The 19,691-nt window shown below is 70.7% G+C and carries 20 protein-coding genes; 14 read left to right on the plus strand and 6 right to left on the minus strand.

Annotation, left to right across the window (positions count from 1 at the left end):
* Positions 1-276, plus strand: a complete 276-nt coding sequence (locus tag AB0761_RS07330; RefSeq protein WP_377268155.1) for a DUF4190 domain-containing protein — start codon at positions 1-3, stop codon at positions 274-276.
* Positions 277-283: 7 nt separating this feature from the next.
* On the opposite strand, the gene AB0761_RS07335 is transcribed toward AB0761_RS07330, so the two are convergent.
* Positions 284-1,537 carry a PP2C family protein-serine/threonine phosphatase gene (locus AB0761_RS07335; protein ID WP_377268156.1) on the minus strand — a complete coding sequence of 418 codons (1,254 nt, stop codon included), beginning with the start codon at positions 1,535-1,537 and terminating at the stop codon, positions 284-286.
* Between the two features lie 271 nt (positions 1,538-1,808).
* Here AB0761_RS07335 and AB0761_RS07340 point away from each other — a divergent pair, with 271 nt between their 5' ends.
* Positions 1,809-2,633, plus strand: a complete 825-nt coding sequence (locus tag AB0761_RS07340; RefSeq protein ID WP_377268157.1) for an SAM-dependent methyltransferase — start codon at positions 1,809-1,811, stop codon at positions 2,631-2,633.
* 11 nt (positions 2,634-2,644) lie between these two features.
* Here the strand turns inward: AB0761_RS07340 and AB0761_RS07345 are convergent, their stop codons facing one another.
* The gene (locus tag AB0761_RS07345; protein ID WP_377268158.1) at positions 2,645-3,058 is read right to left on the minus strand and encodes an SRPBCC family protein; all 414 of its coding nucleotides are present in this window, start codon (positions 3,056-3,058) and stop codon (positions 2,645-2,647) included.
* Positions 3,059-3,235: 177 nt separating this feature from the next.
* On the opposite strand from AB0761_RS07345, the gene AB0761_RS07350 reads away from it, so the two are divergent.
* The 4 genes from AB0761_RS07350 (at position 3,236) to AB0761_RS07365 (ending at position 6,461) form a co-directional block, all read left to right on the plus strand.
* Complete coding sequence (locus AB0761_RS07350) at positions 3,236-3,478, plus strand: DUF6296 family protein (RefSeq protein WP_377268159.1); 243 nt, start codon at positions 3,236-3,238, stop codon at positions 3,476-3,478.
* A gap of 461 nt (positions 3,479-3,939) precedes the next feature.
* Entirely contained in the window at positions 3,940-5,286 is a 1,347-nt protein-coding gene (paaK, locus tag AB0761_RS07355) for a phenylacetate--CoA ligase PaaK (RefSeq protein ID WP_377268160.1), read from the plus strand.
* Between the two features lie 132 nt (positions 5,287-5,418).
* A complete protein-coding gene (locus AB0761_RS07360) occupies positions 5,419-5,877 on the plus strand; it encodes an SPW repeat protein (protein ID WP_377268161.1) in 459 nt (152 codons plus the stop codon).
* Between the two features lie 80 nt (positions 5,878-5,957).
* Positions 5,958-6,461 (plus strand): metallophosphoesterase family protein, encoded by a 504-nt coding sequence (locus AB0761_RS07365; RefSeq protein WP_377273960.1) that lies wholly within the window; start codon positions 5,958-5,960, stop codon positions 6,459-6,461.
* Positions 6,462-6,548: 87 nt separating this feature from the next.
* Here AB0761_RS07365 and AB0761_RS07370 read toward each other — a convergent pair whose 3' ends face one another.
* Entirely contained in the window at positions 6,549-7,415 is an 867-nt protein-coding gene (locus AB0761_RS07370) for a chitosanase (RefSeq protein ID WP_377268162.1), read from the minus strand.
* 118 nt (positions 7,416-7,533) lie between these two features.
* Between AB0761_RS07370 and AB0761_RS07375 the strand changes: the two genes are divergently transcribed.
* Complete coding sequence (locus AB0761_RS07375) at positions 7,534-8,469, plus strand: aldo/keto reductase (protein ID WP_377268163.1); 936 nt, start codon at positions 7,534-7,536, stop codon at positions 8,467-8,469.
* 21 nt (positions 8,470-8,490) lie between these two features.
* Here the strand turns inward: AB0761_RS07375 and AB0761_RS07380 are convergent, their stop codons facing one another.
* Positions 8,491-8,727 (minus strand): isoamylase early set domain-containing protein, encoded by a 237-nt coding sequence (locus tag AB0761_RS07380; RefSeq protein ID WP_377268164.1) that lies wholly within the window; start codon positions 8,725-8,727, stop codon positions 8,491-8,493.
* Positions 8,728-8,911: 184 nt separating this feature from the next.
* On the opposite strand from AB0761_RS07380, the gene AB0761_RS07385 reads away from it, so the two are divergent.
* Positions 8,912-9,709 carry an exodeoxyribonuclease III gene (locus tag AB0761_RS07385; protein ID WP_377268165.1) on the plus strand — a complete coding sequence of 266 codons (798 nt, stop codon included), beginning with the start codon at positions 8,912-8,914 and terminating at the stop codon, positions 9,707-9,709.
* Positions 9,710-9,717: 8 nt separating this feature from the next.
* On the opposite strand, the gene AB0761_RS07390 is transcribed toward AB0761_RS07385, so the two are convergent.
* Positions 9,718-10,212, minus strand: coding sequence for a hypothetical protein (locus AB0761_RS07390; protein WP_377268166.1), 495 nt, complete (start codon positions 10,210-10,212; stop codon positions 9,718-9,720).
* A 159-nt stretch (positions 10,213-10,371) separates the two neighbouring features.
* Positions 10,372-11,451, minus strand: a complete 1,080-nt coding sequence (locus AB0761_RS07395; protein WP_377268167.1) for a LacI family DNA-binding transcriptional regulator — start codon at positions 11,449-11,451, stop codon at positions 10,372-10,374.
* 373 nt (positions 11,452-11,824) lie between these two features.
* On the opposite strand from AB0761_RS07395, the gene AB0761_RS07400 reads away from it, so the two are divergent.
* The 6 genes from AB0761_RS07400 (at position 11,825) to AB0761_RS07425 (ending at position 19,632) form a co-directional block, all read left to right on the plus strand.
* Complete coding sequence (locus tag AB0761_RS07400; RefSeq protein WP_377268168.1) at positions 11,825-11,986, plus strand: hypothetical protein; 162 nt, start codon at positions 11,825-11,827, stop codon at positions 11,984-11,986.
* Positions 11,987-12,481: 495 nt separating this feature from the next.
* Positions 12,482-13,795, plus strand: a complete 1,314-nt coding sequence (locus tag AB0761_RS07405; protein WP_377268169.1) for an ABC transporter substrate-binding protein — start codon at positions 12,482-12,484, stop codon at positions 13,793-13,795.
* Between the two features lie 142 nt (positions 13,796-13,937).
* Complete coding sequence (locus tag AB0761_RS07410) at positions 13,938-14,828, plus strand: carbohydrate ABC transporter permease (RefSeq protein ID WP_377268170.1); 891 nt, start codon at positions 13,938-13,940, stop codon at positions 14,826-14,828.
* Positions 14,828-15,730, plus strand: coding sequence for a carbohydrate ABC transporter permease (locus tag AB0761_RS07415; RefSeq protein ID WP_377268171.1), 903 nt, complete (start codon positions 14,828-14,830; stop codon positions 15,728-15,730). Before AB0761_RS07410 ends, AB0761_RS07415 begins: the two co-directional genes overlap by 1 nt.
* A 377-nt stretch (positions 15,731-16,107) precedes the next feature.
* The gene (locus tag AB0761_RS07420) at positions 16,108-17,316 is read left to right on the plus strand and encodes an aromatic acid exporter family protein (RefSeq protein ID WP_377268172.1); all 1,209 of its coding nucleotides are present in this window, start codon (positions 16,108-16,110) and stop codon (positions 17,314-17,316) included.
* Positions 17,317-17,469: 153 nt separating this feature from the next.
* Positions 17,470-19,632 (plus strand): RICIN domain-containing protein, encoded by a 2,163-nt coding sequence (locus AB0761_RS07425; protein ID WP_377273961.1) that lies wholly within the window; start codon positions 17,470-17,472, stop codon positions 19,630-19,632.
* Positions 19,633-19,691 lie beyond the last annotated feature (59 nt).

Below are 19,691 nucleotides of genomic sequence, written 5' to 3' on the forward strand. Positions count from 1 at the left end.
GTGGAAGACATCGCCCACTCCCCCCGTACCGCCGCTCCACGCGCGGAGGCCGACGGCACCGCCGTGGCCGCGTTCGTCCTGGGCCTGCTGGGCCTCTTCTTCTTCAATGTCGTGCTGGGGCCGTTCGCCATCGGCCTGGCCGCGACCGCCCTGATCCGCGGCACCGCACGGCGTGGCAGGGCACTGCTGGGCCTGGCGCTCGGTGCGGCGGACCTGGTGGTGATGGCCGTCCTGGTGGCGACCCACCACGGGATCGCCTGGAGTCTCGGCTCCTGAGCCGCCCTCAGTCCGCCCGGCCCACCGCGGGCGGGGTGAACTCGGCCAGCAGCAGGGTGCGGTCGTCCGCGGGCGTACGGTCCGCGGTGCCCCGCAGCAGGGAGTCGCAGACCGCCTGTGGGCTGCCCTGGGCCGTGGTGAGGAGATGCGCGAGGCGCAGGATGCCGATGTCGATGTCCTCGTGCCGGCTCTCCACCAGTCCGTCGGTGTAGAGCAGCAGCAGGGTGGGCGCCGTCACCCGCAGCACGGTGGGCTCGGCCGCCCAGGAGCCCAGCCCCAGCGGCAGGCCCGCTGCCAGTGGGACCACCGAGGTACGGCCGCCGCGCACCCGCAGCAGCGGCGGCGGATGGCCGGCGGCGACCAGGGTGCAGCTGGCGGCGGCGGGATCCCACTCCGCGTAGAGACAGGTGGCGAACGACGCCCCGGGGGTGTCGGCGGCCAGCGCGTCCAGGTGGCGCAGCAGTTCCTGCGGCTCGGTGTCCAGAGCGGCCAGCGTCCGCACCGCGGTGCGCAGCTGGATCATCGCCACGGCGGCCTCCGGACCGTGGCCCATGGCGTCACCGACGATCAGCCCGACGCGGCCGGAGGGCCGCCGCATGACGTCGAACCAGTCGCCGCCCACCACACCCGCGTCACCCGCCGGGTGGTAGGCGTGCGCCACCCGGCAGCCCGCCGGGGCCGTCGCGGCCGCGGGGAGCAGGCTGTTGCGGATGGCCAGGGCGGTGCGCCGCTCACGCTCGTACAGCCGGGCGTTGTCCAGGGAGACGGCGGCCCGGGCGGCGAGGGTCTCCACGGCGGCGACGTCCAGCCGGTCGAAGGGCCGGGATCCGGGACCACGGGTGCAGGCCAGAAAGCCCAGGGTGGCACCGCGCAGCAGCAATGGCACCACCAGGAACGAGGCGGCGCGCAGCAGCGGGTCCATCCGGGTGTCGCCGCGGCCGGATCGGGCGAGCCGGTCCGCGGTGTGCGGATCCACCCCGGCGAGCAGTTCGACGCGTCCCCCGGCCAGGGCACGGGCGTAGGGGGTCTCCCTGGGGAAGACCACCACCTCGTCTATCGGGAAAATCCCGCCCCAGTCCTCGGAGGTGTCGGCGCCGACCCGGACGGCGAGCCGGCGGGCCTCTACGGTGGGCGCATCCGGGGCGAACAGGGCGGCGTCCTCGGCGAGCCAGCGCTCCAGCAGATAGACCGAGGCCGCGTCGCAGAATCCGGGGGCCAGTTCACCGACGAGCTGGCCTCCCGTGAGATGGAGGTCGAGCACGGAACCGAGCGCGCCGGCCTCGACCGGCGCCAGCCGCCGGTGGGGCGCACGAGGGCAGGGCGCAGGGACGGGTGACCCGCTCGGGGCCGGGACACGGGGGCGCTCCGAGGATCCTGGCGGTTCGGCGAGCAGGACGGTGCCTTTCGACAGGCCGCACCGCGGCAGCTTCGGCCGGCGGTGCGGTTGCCCCGCACCACCGCGGAAACCTGGCTTCGCTCCCCCGCACGCCCGGTCCGGACTTCTATGATAGACCGTCAATTCAGCTGCGACGATGGGATGTACGGTGGCGGGAGTGGAGATCGTGCCCGAGGGTGCGGACCCGGACAAGGCCAGCGTGGCGCGTATCTACGACGCCATGCTGGGCGGTGTCCACAACTTCGCCATCGACCGGGAGGCGCTGGCCGCATTCACCGCGATCGATCCCCAGGTGCGGTCGCTGGCCCGGGCCAACCGCGCCTTCCTGGGGCGGGCGGTGCGCTTCCTGGTGGACGCCGGAGTGCGGCAGTTCCTCGATCTCGGCTCGGGCATCCCCACCCAGGGCAATGTGCACGAGGTGGCGCAGGCCGCCGCACCGGACGCCCGCGTGGTGTACGTGGACAACGACCCGGTGGCGGTGGCGCACAGCGCCTCGCTGCTGGCGGACACCCCGGGCGCCGGGATCGTCAACGGGGACATCCGGCAGCCGAAGGAGGTCCTTGCCTCCCCGAGGCTGCGGGAGCTGATCGACTTCGATCAGCCGGTCGCGGTGCTGATGATCACCATCCTGCACTTCATCACCGAGGAGGAGGGCCCCGAGGACCTGGTGGCCGCCTATCGCGACGCACTGCCCGCAGGCAGCTGGCTGGCGCTGACCCATGCCACCGACGACGACCGCCCGGACACCGCGGCGGCGGTCGGCAAGCTGTACCGCTCCAAGGCGACCGCACCGGTCACCGCCCGCTCCCGGGGGCGGATCCAGGGCCTCTTCGACGGGTTCGACCTGGTGGCGCCCGGCCTGGTGCATGTGCCGCTGTGGCGTCCGGGCGCGCCGGAGGAAGTCCCTGCCAACCCCCATGAGTACTGGGTCTACGCGGGGGTGGGACGCAGGGCGGACTGATCCGCCGGGGGCTACGCCGGGTATCCGGCCCGTAGCTTCACCTGCTCGGCCAGCAGGTCCAGGCTGCGGCCGAGGGCCATCTCCACATCGCGGCTGGGCGGGGCGCTCTCCGGGTCGAAGAACGACAGATGCACGGTGACCTCGCTGGCCCCGGAGTCCAGGCCGGCCACCTGGAGCCAGCCCGCATAGCGTCCGCTGTCGGGGGTGCCCCATTCCAGCCGCAGCCGGTCGTACTCCGCCCGCACCACGACGTTCTCCCGCGCCCCCTGCTCCCCGTGGCTCACGATCACCGCAGGGGGACGGCGCGGCGACTCGATATGGAGGTCACGGGGCAGCCAGCGCTCCATGGTGTGCAGGTCCGACGCCTCGTCGAAGACCTGCTCGGGCAGGGCCGGCATGATCCGGTGCGCCTCGTACTCGCTCACGGTCTCGGTCCTTTCCGCAGAGACGGCGGACCGGTCGGCCTGCCCGCCGGCCCGACAGCGGTCGGATACCCGACCAGGGCGGCCCGACACCCCCGCGGAACACCCGGAAGGGTCAGCGCATCATAGGGGTATGAGAAGTATGTCCGTTTTGGGCCGGCGACCCGAGGAGGAGGCCCCATGGCGACGACCGAACGGTATGAATTGATCTTCTCGCATGCCGGGCCGGGTGAGGACCGGTCCGAGGACGACGTGGTCGTGGTCCACCGCACCCCGGCGACCGGCCCCGGCGGTGAGCCCGTGTACTGCGACGACACCGGGATCGTCCGGGCCGAGATCAACAGCGGCGGAGAGGTGCGGATGCTGGCGTCCGGCGGCCGCCAGGCGCTGCAACGTCCGACCGGGACCCGGCACCTCGGCTGAGCACCCAGCGAAGACCCAGGGAAAGTTCAGCCGCTCCGCCGAACCGGCGAGGCCTCCCGGCCGTCTTCAGGTGCAGACCCGTTCTTCGACAGCGTCGAGCCCGCCGGCCGCAACCGGCGGGCTCGGCGGCTTCGACGGCACACCGAAGGAGGAGGGGCCGCCCGGCGCGGGTGGCACCGCACACCGGATATGACCTGCCCCAACTGCGGTTCGATGATGCGCCAGGGTCCGGCCGGCGGCTGGGCCTGTGGCAACTGCGGCACCGTACGGCTGTGTCCGTCCGTCGCCCTGGCGGCGGTGCGCCGGCCGACCGCCCCCCGCGGCCCGCTGCGGTGACTCCCCGGCGCGCCACCCGCGGGCGGCGCGCCCCTCTTGACAGCCGCCCCGGATGCTGGATTACTCGACCGCATCAACCGACCTACCATTCGGTCGGCAGCTCGGGAGGCGGGAGGGACGCACCGGTGAGCAGCGCCAAGGAGGCCGGTCCCCCCGGCATCGCACGACGGCTCGGACCCGCCCCGGAACCCGGGCAGCTGGACGAGGGCGAGCGCCTCGACCGGCGGGAGCTCGCGGCGCTCCAGCTGGCGCGGCTGCAGCAGACCCTCCGCCACGCCTATGAGCATGTACCGCACTACCGGCACTCCTTCGATGCGGCCGGGGTCTCGCCCGAGGACTGCCGCACCCTCGCCGATCTGGCCAGGTTCCCCTTCACCGGCAAGGCCGACCTGCGCGACGCCTATCCTTTCGGGATGCTGGCGGTCCCCATGTCCGAGGTCCGCCGGGTGCACGCCTCCAGCGGCACCACCGGCCGCCCCACCGTGGTCGGCTACACCGAGCGGGACCTCTCCGTCTGGGCCGACCTGGTCGCCCGCTCCATCCGCGCGGCGGGCGGACGCGCCGGGCACAAGGTGCACATCTCCTACGGGTACGGGCTCTTCACCGGCGGCCTGGGCGCCCACTACGGCGCGGAGCGGCTGGGCTGCACCGTGATCCCGGCCTCCGGCGGTATGACCGCCCGGCAGGTCCAGCTGATCCGGGACCTGCAACCCGAGATCATCATGGTCACCCCCTCGTACATGCTGACCCTGCTGGACGAGTTCGAGCGGCAGGGCATCGACCCGCGCTCCACCTCGCTGCGGGTCGGGATCTTCGGCGCGGAACCGTGGACGGAGGAGATGCGCCGCGAGATCGAGGAGCGGCTGGACATCGACGCGGTGGACATCTACGGCCTCTCCGAGGTGATGGGCCCGGGGGTGGCGAGCGAGTGCGTGGAGACCAAGGACGGTCTCCACCTCTGGGAGGACCACTTCTACCCGGAGGTGGTCGACCCGGTCACCGACGAGGTCCAGCCCGAGGGCGCCCACGGCGAACTGGTCCTCACCACGCTCACCAAGGAGGCGCTGCCGGTCATCCGCTACCGCACACGCGACCTGACCCGGCTGTTGCCCGGCACCGCACGGACGTTCCGCCGGATGGAGAAGGTGACCGGGCGCTGCGACGACATGGTCGTCCTGCGCGGGGTCAATGTCTTCCCCAGCCAGATCGAGGAGATCGTGCTGCGCACCCCCGGGGTGGCCCCCCACTTCCAGCTGCACCTGACCCGGGAGGGGCGGCTGGACCGGATGACCGTACGGGCCGAGGCCCGGCCCGGCACCGGGCCGGAGCAGCGCGCCGCGGCCGCCGTGGCCATCGCCCGGGGGGTCAAGGACGGGGTCGGGGTGACCGTGGAGGTCGCCGTGGTCGAGCCGGAGTCCCTGGAGCGCTCGGTGGGCAAGATCCGCCGGGTGGTGGACGCCCGGAGCAGCTGATCAGCTGCCGAATCGATACCAAAGCCATATCCAGTTGCAAACCGGACATGCCTACCCTGACAGTGCACGATCTTCCATCACCATCAGGAGGTGGTCGTGGTGTCCACTACGCCGAGTTCCACACCCTCGAGCATGGAACACCACCCGGACATCATGGAGATGCGTGAGCGCTACGAGCGGGCGGCGATCACGCCCCGCTCACAGGGGATCGAGGCCCTGGCCCTGATCGCCGGTCTGTACCTCGCCCTCTCGCCCTGGATCACCGGCTTCAGTGGCTTCACCACGCTGGCGGTCTGCAACCTGGTCACCGGCCTCGCCTATGTGCTGCTGATGGCCGACTTCGGCTCCGCCTACGAGCGCACCCACGCGAGGGCGTGGGCCGCCTGCGCGATCGGCATCTGGACGATCATCTCCCCCTGGGTGGTCTCCGGCTCGGTCGCCACCACCCGGACGATCATCAGCAATGTCATCGTGGGCGCAGTGATGCTGCTGCTCGCCCTGGCCGCCTCGGGCATGGCCGGCAAGGAGCCACGCTCCCCGGCCGGAGGCCGCCGCGGGATGACGCACAGCCGGCCGGCGTCGCGGATCTGACCCAACCGCGGATCCGCCCGGCCTTCCCGCCCCGCCCCGGTCGCGCAACGCCACGGCCGGGGCACCATGGTGCTGTGGCGCTGCGACTGCTGATCATCTCCGACACCCATCTGCCGAAGCGGGCCCGGGACCTGCCCCCGGAGGTGTGGCAGCAGGTCGACGAGGCCGATGTCGTCCTGCACGCGGGCGACTGGGTGAGCGTGGACCTGCTGGACCGGCTGGAGGAGCGCAGCCGCCGGCTGATCGGGGTGTACGGCAACAACGACGGCCCCCCGCTCCAGGCCCGGCTCCCCCTGGTCGCCAGGGCCGACCTGGACGGGCTGCGGCTGGCGATGGTGCACGACAGCGGAGCTGCCCGGGGACGGGAGGAGCGCTGCGCATCCCGGTTCGACGACGTGGACCTGCTGGTCTTCGGGCACAGCCACATCCCCTGGGACAGCAGCGCGCAGAGCGGGCTGCGGCTGCTCAACCCGGGCTCGCCCACCGACCGCCGCCGGCAGCCGCACTGCACCTACCTCACCGCCGGGGTACGGCAGGGCCGGCTCACCGAGGTGGTGCTGCACCGGGTGCCGGGGCGCGATTGACACCGTCCCCGGCCACCGGTCCGGGACACCCCCGGCCACCGGTCCGGGACACCCGCCGAGGCGCCCCGGGCCGGTGCGTGCGGCAGGTCAGCTGTCGATGCGGTAGGGGTCCCCGTAGACCTTCCAGGAGAGCGGGGGGTTGAGGTCGAGGTTGCCGGCCTTGAGGAAGACCCGCTGCTCGGTGTCGACCCTGCTGGTGTCGCTGTGGGCCTCCTCCGTCTTCATGGCGGCCTTGCGGGCGTCCAGGAAGGCGTTGAGATAGGTGGTCTCGTCGCCGCCCTGGGCGGGGGTCTTCGCCTTGCGCATGGCCGTCTTGCGGATGCCGCCGAAGCTGGTGCTGTCGTTGCCGGGGCCGTGCATCACGATGGCGTCGTAGTAGATGAACTGGCCGAGCGCCCGCAGGCCGTCCTGCTTGGCCTGCTGGACGGAGGGGTTGAAGTAGACCCGGTCCCGCTCGTCGTTCTGCGCCTGCTGGAAGACCGGGTCGGCGGCGGCCTTGTGCCAGTCCTTGGTGAAGTTCGGGTCCAGGCCGCTGTGCGAGTCGCTGCCGTTGACCTTGCGGAGCGCGGGCAGGTACTTGGCGAGGACGTTCCCGGGCTCGCGGTCGGCGTAGAGCTGGACCAGGTCGAGCATGTCGCCGGTGCCGGAGCAGAAGCCGATGATCCCGGCGGTGTAGCCGCGCCCGTCGTCGATGTCCTCGATGTAGGTGTACTGGGCCTTCCAGTCCAGCGAGGAGTTCTCCGCGCTGGAGACCAGCTGCATGGCGATGTCCTTCTTGTGCGGGTCGTCCAGACCCACCGAGGAGGCCGCGACCGCGCCGGCGCGCGGTTGCGGGGAGGTGGCGGCGTACCCGGACCCGGCGGCCGCCAGGCCCGCGCTGCCCGCGACCACGGCGGCCGCCAGCAGGATCCGGGCGGTGCGGCCGGGGTGCGGCCGGGCGTGACTGGTCTTCATGCGGTTCTCCCCAGCTCTTGTTAGGAAGCTTTCCTAACCGATTGAATCAGCCGGGATGAGCGACGCCAAGGGTTGATTTGAAAGGATCATGACAAATCTTGGAGCGTAGGCTGGGGCGGTGTCCGTACTCGGTATCGGCCTGGCAGCCGTCGGAAGACCCGCCTACATCACCAGCGGCCGCGGCGGCGACCTGCCCGACCGCTCCGTCGACGCCCTGCGCAGCCGTACCCGCGCCCTACTGGACCTGGCCCACCGGCTCGGTGTGCGCCACCTGGACGCGGCACGCTCCTACGGCCGCTCCGAGGAGTTCCTCGCCGACTGGCTGGCCGCCCGGCCGGACGCGGACGACGTCCTGGTGGCCAGCAAGTGGGGCTACTCCTATGTCGGCGACTGGGCGCTGGACGCCCCCGTCCACGAGGTGAAGGACCACAGCCTGGCCGCCTTCCGACGGCAGCTCGCCGAATCCCGGGCGCTGCTCGGCGACCGGCTCCACCTCTACCAGCTGCACTCACTGACCCCGGACAGCCCGGCACTCGGCGACACCGCGCTGCACCACGCCCTGGCCGGCCTGGCCGCCGAGGGCGTGGAGATCGGGTTCTCCAGCAGCGGCCCGCACCAGGGCGACGCCATCCGCGCCGCGCTGGAGATCACGGTGGACGGCCAACCGCTGTTCCGCGCCGTCCAGGCGACCTGGAACCTGCTGGAGCCCTCCGCCGCACCCGCCCTCGCCGAAGCCCACCGGGCCGGCCTACGGGTGGTGGTCAAGGAGGGCGTCGCCAACGGTCGCCTCGCCGACCCCGCCGAGGCACCGGAACCGCTGCGCCGCACGGCCCGCGAGCTGGGCACCGGCTGCGACACCGTGGCCCTGGCGGCCGCCCTGCGCCAGCCCTGGGCGGACGTGGTGCTCTCCGGCGCGGCCACCGAGGCGCAGCTCACCTCCAACGCCGGTGCGCTGGACCTCTCCCTGGACGCCGGGCAGACCGCCGTCCTCGCCCGGCTCGCCGAGCCCGCCGAGGCCTACTGGCGCACCCGCTCGGCCCGGCGCTGGAGCTGATCCCCGGCCGGGCCCGGCAGCTCACACCCGCAGCAGGCCGCCGCCGCCGTCCAGCGCGTCCGCCGCCTCGTCATCGAACCAGACCCCGCCGGTGGCCAGATAGCGGAAGCGGTACTCGCCCGGCACCAGGGTGACCGAGACGGAACGGGATCCGTCCCGCCGGACCACCAGCTCATGCGTCCCGGGCCGCCAGCCGTTGAAGTCCCCCACCACACTGACCGTGCCGTCCGGCCGCCCCGCGTCCAGACGGAACGTCACCCTTGCACTGCCACCAAAGAGCCGGGTTCGCCTGACCATCCCGCCACCCCCACCGACCGTCCGCCGGCCGCCGATCCGGCGGCCGCACCGCACAGCAGCATGCCTCGCACCAGGCCGCCCGGGAAGGGGGCCCGGGGAGGCGCGCGGTTGGTCCGGCCCGCCCGCGGGCCGATACCCTGCGACGGTGATTGCCGTCTCCACCGTCAATGTCAACGGCCTGCGGGCCGCCGCCAAGAAGGGCTTCGGCCCCTGGCTGGCCGCCACCGAGGCCGATGTGGTCTGCCTCCAGGAGGTGCGGGCCGAGCCCGCGCAGCTGCCCGCCGAGATCCGCGAGCCCGAGGGCTGGCACACGCTCTGGGCCCCCGCGGCCGCCAAGGGGCGCGCGGGTGTGGCGCTGCTCTCCCGGGAGGCTCCGCTGGCGCAGCGGATCGGCTTCGGCTCCGCCGAGTTCGACGGCTCGGGCCGGTACGCCGAGATCGAACTGCCCGGACTGACGGTGGCCAGCCTCTACCTCCCCTCCGGCGAGGTGGGCACCGAGCGGCAGGAGGAGAAGGAGCGGTTCATGGCCGAGTTCCTGACCCATCTGACCGAGCTGCACGCCAAGGCCGCGGCGAACGGGCGGGAGGTGCTGGTCTGCGGCGACTGGAACATCGCCCACCGCGAGGCCGACCTGAAGAACTGGCGGGCCAACCAGAAGTCCTCCGGCTTCCTCCCCGAGGAGCGTGCCTGGCTCTCCCGGGTCTTCGACGAGGCCGGCTATGTGGACGTCGTCCGGCGGCTGCACCCGGAGACCGAAGGCCCGTACACCTGGTGGTCCTACCGGGGCAAGGCGTTCGACAACGACTCGGGCTGGCGGATCGACCACCAGATCGCCACCCCGCAGCTGGCAGAGCGGGCGGTCAGCGCCCGGGTGGAACGGGCGGCGAGCTATGACGCCCGCTGGTCGGACCATGCGCCGGTGACCGCGGTGTACGACCTCTAATACGGCCCTCAGGTGCGGCCCTGCTCCTCCTGGGCCTCCTCCAGGAGGGGCTCGGCGGCCGCCCAGTCCGCCTCCACCACCCGGAAGCCGGCACGCCGGTAGGCCTCGCAGACCAGCCGGTCGTCGTCGACCACCAGCGCGACGACCCGGCCGCGGGCCAGTCGCTTCAGCAGCTCCGGCTTGGTGACGCGCGCGGGGCGGCGGTCCTGCCCGCGCCGCATCAGCAGCCGCCCGTCCGGCAGGTTGTGCCGGGCCAGCCAGTCCACGGTGTCCCGGCGGCAGCGCTCCGGGCGTCCGGTGAGATAGACGGTCTCGTACTCCTCGGTGCCGGCCAGCGCCAGCTCGACACCCCGGGGCAGCGGGGGGTCCTGCGGGGCGGCAGCGAAGAAGGCGGCCCAGTCCCTGGGGCGGCGGTCCAGGAAGTGCAGCCGGTGGCTGGTGTCGGCGAGCGTCCCGTCGAGGTCGAAGACGGCCAGCGGACGGAGCGCACGGTGGGTACGCACAGAACATGATCACCGCAGCACAGGCCCGCGGTCGATGCCTCTGTGGTCACATCAGGATCACAGCATGGTCACTCCGCACTGCCGTTCCGGCGGCCGGCTGATGGTTCGTCATGTCGCCGGAGCGGCAGGAGATCCGTGCGCGGACCCTGGCAGCCGGGGCTACCGGGGGCCCGTACGGGCGGCGCGGGACCGCCGGGGGGCCCGGCGGCCCCGCGCGGGAGCCGCGGGCGCCTCGGCGGTACTGCTGCGCACCACGAGCTGGGTGGCCAGCTCGATCCGCGGGGTCTGCGGGGTCTCACCGCGGACCAGCTGCAGCAGGGTGTCGGCGGCGGTACGGCCCATCTCGGCGAGCGGCTGGCGGACCGTGGTGAGCGGCGGCGGGGACCAGCGGGCCTGGGGCAGGTCGTCGAACCCGACCACGCTGAGGTCGTCCGGAATGCGCAGGCCGTGCTGGCGGGCGGCCTCATAGACCCCGACCGCCATCTCGTCGCTGGAGGCGAAGATCGCGGTCGGCGGATCGTCCAGGCCGAGCAGCCGGACGCCCTCGCTGAAGCCGCACTCGTGGTGGAAGTCGCCGTGCCCGACGAGCTGTTCGTCCACCTCGATTCCGGCCAGCTCAAGCGCCGCACGGTAGCCGTCCAGCCGGGCGCGGCTGCACAGCAGTGTCGGCGGGCCCGCGATCATGCCGATCCGCCGGTGCCCCAGCGACAGCAGATGATCGACCGCACTGCGGCCCCCGGTCCAGTTGGTGGAGCCGACCGTCGGCATGTCGTAGGTGGGCACCCCGGCCGGATCCACCACGACGGTGGGCACACCGAGGCGGCTCAGCTCGGTGTGGAGTTCGGGCGCGAGGTCCGACGTCACGAGGATCACGCCGTCGGAGGAGCGTGACCGGAGGTTGACCAGCCACTGCTGTGCGGACGGTGCCTGATGGTGCACTGCGGAGACCACCGTACCCAACCCCGAGCCGCGCGCGAACTCCTCCACCCCGCGCAGGATTTCGACGGCCCAGGGACTGTCCAGGTCGTTGAAGACCAGGTCGATGAGATTGGCCTGGTGGCCGGCCCTGGCGGCCGGGCGCCGGTAGTCGTGACGCGCCAGCAGCTCCTCGACGCGCTGCCTGGTGGCCCGGGACACGTCGCCGCGCCCGTTGAGCACCCGGGACACGGTGGGCAGTGAGACGCCGGCCTCCCGAGCGATGTCCGCGATGGTGACGCGGCCTGCGCCCTCTGCTGCCACGGGTGCTCCCTCCTCGACCGACCGTCACCAGCGTGGGGAGCGGTCGTCATACGGTGCGTAGCGGTCAGGATCCAAGTGTTACCGCCGCGAGGGTTGACGGCGGAGTGGTGCGGCTTCTACGGTCGCGCAGCGTGCTTTCGGAAAGCTTCCGGAAACATAGCGCCTTGTTCGGCCCCCCAGGCCCACTCTCCCAGGAGTGCCTGTGAAGGTATTCCGCGTCATCGGGGCAAGTCCAGCGATGACCGTGATGCCGGATGCATACTTCTGGGCGTCCGTTTTGGGCCTACGGCCGACTGCACCTCCGCACCTTTGCACCTTCGCACCACGAACCAACCTGTCGGTGATAGTTCAGAAAGTTTCGAAGGAGATGGACATGCGCATCCGCAAGCGTGCGAGCGCGGCCTCGGCGGCAATGACGGCAGGCCCCCCGCTCAGCGCCTGCGGCAGCGACGGCTCCGGCACGACGGTGCACAGCGCCCTCCGCCGGACCGGTACGCGCACGTCCGGCTTCGATTCGCGCTGCGCGATCCCTTGACGTCCCGCCAGTCGGACCTTACGGTCACGAGATCATTCGCAGGCATCTCGAAACTTTCGGGCCGGATAGCCACCAGCAGATCCGCAGCAAACCGGGACAAAGGGAGGAGGGGCCCCGATCGATGGAGAATGTCGCAATGTTTCGGTAGCCAGCCCTGACAGTCATCGACAAGTTTCGGTAACTTTCGGAAATGAGTCATTGACGGTCGCTCTGCGCCGAGCACATACTCTCCAGCGATCGAAACTCTCCGTAACGGACACGACTCCTTACGGTCACACCCGTCCACCTGGCACGACCACCCGCGCATGCCCGGAGCCGGGAAGCAGGGGTTGCAGTGATCGTCACGAAGTCACATACGTGTCCGACCCTCACTGTTCCAGGGCCAGCCTGCCGCTTGAACACCCAGACCAGAGACTTACGCAGCCAGCTAGCCATTACTTTGCGTAAACCATTCACACCACTTGTGTCAATCACACGGATCAGGGAGTTTCCACGATGACGAGGAAGATACGCAGCGCCACGGCTGTCGCGATCGGCCTGGGCCTGGCCCTGGCTGCCACCGGCTGCGCAGGCGGCAGTGACGGCGGCAGCGGCGGTTCGGGCAGCAGCGGCGGCTCGTCCGGCGGCAAGGTCACCGTGACCGTCTGGGAGAACGCACAGCCCGGGCCCGGTGCCGTGTACTGGCAGACCGCCGCGAAGGCGTACAACGCGCTGCACCCGAACGTCACGGTCAAGATCCAGGCGGTCCAGAACGAGGACCTGGACGGCAAGCTGCAGACCGCGCTCAACTCGAACTCCGCGCCGGACATCTTCCTGCAGCGCGGCGGCGGCAAGATGCAGGCCGAGGTCAACGCCGGCCAGCTCCAGGCGCTGGACCTCACCGACGCTGACAAGACGAACGCCAGCGCGGCGGCTCTCGCGGGCTACTCGATCGACGGCAAGGCCTACGCCATGCCGCTCGACACCCAGCCCGAGGGCATCTACTACAGCAAGGACCTGTTCAAGCAGGCCGGCATCACCGCGACGCCGACGACGATGGACGAGCTCAAGGCCGCCATCGACAAGCTGAAGGCGATCAAGGTCGCGCCGATCGCGGTCGGTGCCAAGGACGCCTGGCCGGCCGCGCACTGGTACTACAACTTCGCCGTGCGCGAGTGCAGCCAGGACACCATGAACAACGCTGCCAAGTCGCTCAAGTTCGACGATGCGTGCTGGACCAAGGCCGGTGACGACCTGGCTGCGTTCCTGAAGGTCCAGCCCTTCCAGAAGGGCTTCCTGACGACGTCGTCGCAGCAGGGTGCCGGCTCGTCGGCGGGCATGCTCGCCAACCACAAGGCCGGCATGGAGCTCATGGGCAACTGGGACCCCGGTGTCATCGGCAGCCTGACCAAGGACCAGAAGCCGCTGCCTGACCTGGGCTGGTTCCCCTTCCCCGCCGTGTCCGGCGGCCAGGGCGACCCGAGCGCCATCATGGGCGGCCTCGACGGGTACTCGCTGTCCAAGAAGGCGCCGAAGGAGGCGCTCGCCTTCCTCCAGTGGCTGGTGACCAAGGAGCAGCAGGAGGCCTACTCCAAGGCCTTCGTCACGATCCCGGTGAACCAGCAGGCCCAGGAGGTCGTCACCGACTCCTTCAACCAGTCGGCGCTGCAGGCCTTCAACAAGGCCGCCTACTCCGTGATGTTCCTCGACACGGAGTACGGCCAGAACGTCGGCAACGCCATGAACACCGCCGTCGTGAACCTGTTTGCCGGCAAGGGCACCGCCGCCGACATCGCCAAGGCCACCAACGACGCCGCCGCGAAGGGCTGAGTAAGCGACAATGAGCAACACCCTGGGTACTGACGCGGCCGACGGCCGCCAGTCGCAGGGCACGCCTCGAGTCGGGGGTGCGGCCGAGTCCGCACCCCCGGCTTCGCCGCGAGCGGCTGTGAAGCGCCGGGGCCGTGCCAAGATGCGACTCGAGATCGCGCTCCTGTCCGGACCGGCGATCCTCATGTTCCTGGCGTTCGTGATCTTCCCGGTCGCGCTCGCTGCGTACTACGGCTTCTACCGGTGGCACGGCTATGGGGCGCCCACCGACTGGGTCGGCCTGAACAACTACAAGCTGATCCTCAAGGACCCCGCGTTCCAGCAGGTGCTGTCGCACAACGGCCTGATCCTGGTGCTCTCACTGGTCATCCAGGGCCCGCTGGCGATCATCCTCGCACTGCTGCTGAACCAGAAGATCCGCGGCCGCTCGATCATCCGCGTCCTGATCTTCGTGCCCTACGTCATCTCCGAGGTCATCGTCGGCACCGGCTGGAGCCTGATGCTCCAGAGCAGCGGCGCCGTCAACGACCTGCTGCAGCACATCGGCCTGGGCTCCCTGCAGGCTGAATGGCTCTCCAACCCGAAGCTGGCCCTCTGGACGCTGATGGGCATCATCTCGTGGAAGTACATCGGCTTCGCGGTGATCCTGATGCTCGCCGGCCTGCAGTCGATCCCCGAGGAGCTCTACGAGGCCGCGTCGATCGACGGCGCCTCCTACTGGCAGATCCAGCGCCGCATCACGCTGCCGCTGCTGGGACCGACGATCCGCATCTGGGCGTTCCTGTCGATCATCGGCTCGCTGCAGCTGTTCGATCTCGTCTTCATCATCTGGGGTCCGTACGTCGCGGGCACCGCGGGCACCTCGACCATGGCGATCTACATGGTCGCCCAGGGCCGCAACGCGGGCAACTTCGGCTACGGCAGCGCCATCGCGGTCGTGATGTTCCTGATCTCGCTCATCGTCGCGCTGATCTACCAGCGTTTCGTCCTGCGCCGCGACCTCAAGGGTGCCGTCACTGAAGGGACCGTGTGATGAGCGCGACGACCGCCACCCCCGGGATGTCCTCCGCCGCGGAGCCGAAGGCGCCCACCGGCCGTCGCGACAACCGTGACAAGCCGCAGAAGTGGGGGAACCCCTTCACCTACTTCATCGCGCTGCTCTTCATCGGGGTCTGCATCGCGCCGGTGCTCTACATCGTGATCGGCGGATTCCGCACCAACTCGCAGATCAGCACGAGCCCGGCCGGCCTGCCGCACCCGTGGGTCATCGGCAACTACACCAGCGTCCTGAAGTCGGTGACGTTCTGGGGCGAATTCGCCAACTCCGTCATCGTCGCGCTCGCGAGCACCATCGGCACCGTCGTCCTCGGCCTGATGGTGAGCTTCGCGCTCGCGCGCTATGACTTCAAGCTCAAGGGCGCGATGTACTCGCTGTTCGCCGCCGGCCTGATGTTCCCGCTGGTCATCGCGATCACCCCGCTGTACATCGTCGTCAAGGACCTCGGCCTCGTCGACAGCCTGCTGGGCGTGATCGTTCCGCAGATCGCCTTCGGCCTGCCGACGACCGTCATCATCCTGGTGCCGTTCCTCAGAGCCATTCCGAACGAGATCGAGGAGGCCGCCGCGATCGACGGTACGAGCCGACTCGGATTCTTCTTCCGCATGGTGATCCCGCTCTCGCTGCCCGGTGTGGTGACCGTCGGCATCCTCGGGTTCATCGGCAGCTGGAACAACTACGTCCTGCCCCTGTACATCCTCAACTCGCAGGCGAACTACACCCTGCCGCTCGGCGTCCAGCAGTTCTCCACGGAGTACTCCGTGGACACCGCGAAGGTCCTCGCGTTCACCTCACTCGCCATGCTGCCCGCACTGATCTTCTTCACGATCTTCGAGAAGAAGATCGTCGGCGGTCTCACCGGCGCCGTGAAGGGCTGAAACCGACGCTCTGCGCCGGACCGTCCCACGCCTGCCCCTGCCGTACATCCGGCAGGGGCAGGCCGCTGTTGCGGCATTGCTCAGCCCTCGGCGCGCTCGGGGGTCGATCGGCTCCCGGACGGCGAGGTGGAGCACCTTCAGCGGCCTGTTCCGAGGGGACGTGGCCGCCCTTTCGGCCGGACTTCCGCGGGCGCAGGACGCACCCGCCGGACGCGGCGGCGGGTGCGGCACGGGGCCCGGCGGCACCTCCGAGGCGGCTCGCCTGCCGGGGGCGTCCGGCGGGTGTGCGATGTGCCGGGCACGGGCAGGAGACCGCCGTCCGCCGACCTGGCGCAGGCCGGCACAGCCCGTGCAGTCCCCGCAGGCAGGTAGTCCACGTGCCCCCAGTCGCCGAGTCCGTGATCGAGGTCGCACGGCGGCACAACGAACCCGTCGTCGTGCAGACCGTCCGCGCCACCGTGGCCGCGATGCTGGCCTACCAGGCCGCCCTCTGGCTGACCAGCGACCCGGCGCCGCTGCTGGCGCCGCTCACCGCGCTGCTGGTCGTCCAGGTCACCCTGTACGCCACACTCACCAACGGCGTCCGCCGGGTGGTCAGCGTGGTGGCGGGTGTGCTGCTGGCCGTCGGCTTCAGCGACCTGGTGGGGCTGAGCTGGTGGAGCCTGGGGCTGCTGATCCTCGCCTCGCTGGTGCTCGGCCATGTCATCCGGGTGGACGAGTACGTCCCGGAGGTGGCGATCAGCGCCATGCTGGTGCTCGGCGTCACCCATGTCACCCAGACGGCCTTCGGCCGGGTGAACGAGACGGTGATCGGCGCGGTGGTGGGCACCCTGGTCAACCTGGTGGTCGTACCGCCGGTGTTCGTACAGCCGGCGGGGGCGGCGATCGAGGCGCTCGCGGGGCGGATGCAAGCGCTGCTGCTGGAGATCGCCGCCAGCGACCGGGTGTCGCGACAGGAGGCGGTCGACTGGCTGCACGAGGCACGCCGGCTGGACCACGACATCGTCCGGGTGGACGTGGAGCTGACCCGGGCCGAGGAGAGCCTGCGGCTCAACCCCCGGGTCCGGGAGGGCGAGCTGGCCCGGCTGGTGCTGCGCAGCGGACTGGACACCCTGGAGATCTGCGCCGTGGTGCTGCGCACCCTGTGCCGGGCGCTCACCGATCTGGCCGAGGAACGGGTCAGGGACGAGGGCGGGGTCTACCCCGAAGAGGTGGCCGCGCCGCTGCGGGAGGTGCTGGAACACCTGGCCAAGGCGGTGCACGGCTTCGGCTGCCTGATCACGGCGCAGGTGTCGGCCAGCGCCGAGCAGGCCGAGGAGGAGCTGGCGCAGGCGCTGCTGGACGGACGGCGGGCCCGGGAGCGGATCGCGGAGCTGCTGGTGGACGAGATGCGGCGGCGCCCCGGGCGCTGGCAGCTGCACGGGGCACTGCTGGCCAATATCGACCGGCTGCTGGACGAGCTGGATGTGGAACGGCGGTCGCAGATGCTGGCGGAGTCGATGGAGCGGCACCACGGGGAGCAGCGCGAACGGTGGCAGGGGATGCGGGGGGCGCTGGGACGGCTCACCGGGCGTGGATCGAGATAATTCACGACTTAGTCTTAGCTATTGACACTCTGATTGACATGCCCATAACTTCCCCCTCGGCGGTACCGAGTCGCGCAGCCGCCGTCGAGGAGGAACCCCGTGAGAACGGTCCCGAAGACCCTGCGGCCACCCCGCCGCGCCGTCCCCACCGCGCTGGCGTTCTCGCTGGCCGTGGCATTCACCGGCGCCGCCGCCGCGCTCTCCGCACCCACGGCGAGCGCCGCCGCGCTGCCCACCGGCTGGACCACGGTCGTCGCCGGCAACAGCGGCAAGTGCGTGGACGCGGCCGCCGCGTCCACCGCCGACGGCACCGCCGTGCAGCAGTACACCTGCAACGGCACCGGCGCGCAGCTCTGGCAGTTCCAGGACGTCGGCAACGGCTACTACCGGGTGAACAGCCAGGGCGACGCCACCAGGACCTGGGACGTCACCGATGTCTCCACGGCCGACAGCGCCAAGGTCCAGCTCTGGGCCTACGGCGGCGGCAACAACCAGCAGTGGCAACCCGTGGCCGAGCCCAGCGGGGCGTACCACTTCGTCAACCGCAACAGCGGCAAGTGCCTGGACGTGCCCTCCGCCTCCACCGCCGACAGCGTCCAGCTGCAGCAGTACACCTGCAACGGCACCACCGCCCAGTCCTTCACCCTGGGGGCCGCCGGCAACCCGCAGCCGCCGGCCGGCACCCCCGACTTCGGCCCCAATGTCACGGTCTTCGACCCGTCGATGTCGGCCGCCACCATCCAGAGCCGGCTGAACACGGTCTTCAGCCAGCAGGAGAGCAACCAGTTCGGCGCCCAGCGCTACGCCCTGCTGTTCAAGCCCGGCAGCTACAGCGTCGACGCCAACGTCGGCTTCTACACCCAGGTCGCCGGTCTCGGCCTCTCCCCCGACGATGTGACGATCAACGGGGCGGTGCACGCGGAGGCGGACTGGTTCCAGGGCAACGCCACCCAGAACTTCTGGCGCTCCGCGGAGAACCTCTCGGTCAACCCGACCGGCGGCACCGACCGCTGGGCCGTCTCCCAGGCGGCCCCGTACCGCCGGATGCACGTCCGCGGCAACCTCCAGCTGGACGACGGCGGCTGGTCCAGCGGCGGATTCATCGCCGACTCCAAGATCGACGGCCAGGTGCGGTCCGGCTCCCAGCAGCAGTGGCTCTCCCGCAACACCCAGTGGGGCAGCTGGACCGGATCCAACTGGAACATGGTCTTCGTGGGCGACGTCAACGCCCCCGCCAACAGCTTCCCCAACCCGCCGTACACCACCGTGGCGCAGAGCCCGGTGACCCGGGAGAAGCCGTTCGTCTACGTGGACTCCGCAGGCGCGTGGAAGGTCTTCGTCCCCGGCGTGCGCAGCAACACCCAGGGCACCAGCTGGGCCTCCGGCAGCCAGCCCGGCACCTCGCTGCCGATCGACCAGTTCTTCATCGTCAAGCCGGGTGCCACCTCGGCCGACATCAACGGCGCACTCGCCCAGGGCAAGAACCTGCTCTTCACCCCTGGCGTCTACCACCTGGCCCAGACCATCACTGTGACCCGCCCGGACACCGTGGTCCTCGGCCTGGGCCTGGCCACCCTGGTGCCCGACAACGGCATCACCGCGATGACCGTCGCCGATGTGGACGGCGTCAACATCGCCGGTCTGCTGATCGACGCGGGCCCGGTCAACTCCGCGGTGCTGATGCAGGTCGGCCCGGCCGGCTCCACCGCGAGCCACACGGCCGACCCCACCTCGCTGCACGACGTCTTCTTCCGCATCGGCGGCGCCGGGGTCGGCAAGGCCACCCAGTCGCTGGTGGTCAACAGCAGCAATGTGATCGGCGACCATATGTGGCTCTGGCGGGCCGACCACGGCAGCGGCGTCGGCTGGACGTCCAACACCGCGGCCAACGGCCTGGTCGTCAACGGCAACGACGTCACCATGTACGGCCTGTTCGTCGAGCACTACCAGCAGTACCAGGTGATCTGGAACGGCAACGGCGGGCGGACCTACTTCTTCCAGAACGAGATGCCCTACGACCCGCCGAACCAGACGGCCTGGATGAACGGATCCACCAAGGGCTGGGCGGCCTACAAGGTCGCCGACTCGGTGACCGGCCACGAGGCCTGGGGGCTGGGCAGCTACTGCTACTTCAGCAGCAACCCGGCCGTGGTCGCGGAGCACTCCTTCGAGGCGCCCAACAGCGCCGGGGTCCGCTTCCACGACATGGTCACCGTCTCACTCGGCGGCACCGGCACCATCAACCATGTCATCAACTCCACCGGCGGCCCCTCCAACTCGGCCTCCAACGTGGCCGATCTGGTGAGCTACCCGTGATGATCCGCTGATCCGCGCCGCTCCCGGAGCGACCCCCGGACGACACGCTGCGCCCCGGC

Source organism: Peterkaempfera podocarpi (genome assembly GCF_042466665.1).
Taxonomy (GTDB): domain Bacteria; phylum Actinomycetota; class Actinomycetes; order Streptomycetales; family Streptomycetaceae; genus Peterkaempfera; species Peterkaempfera podocarpi.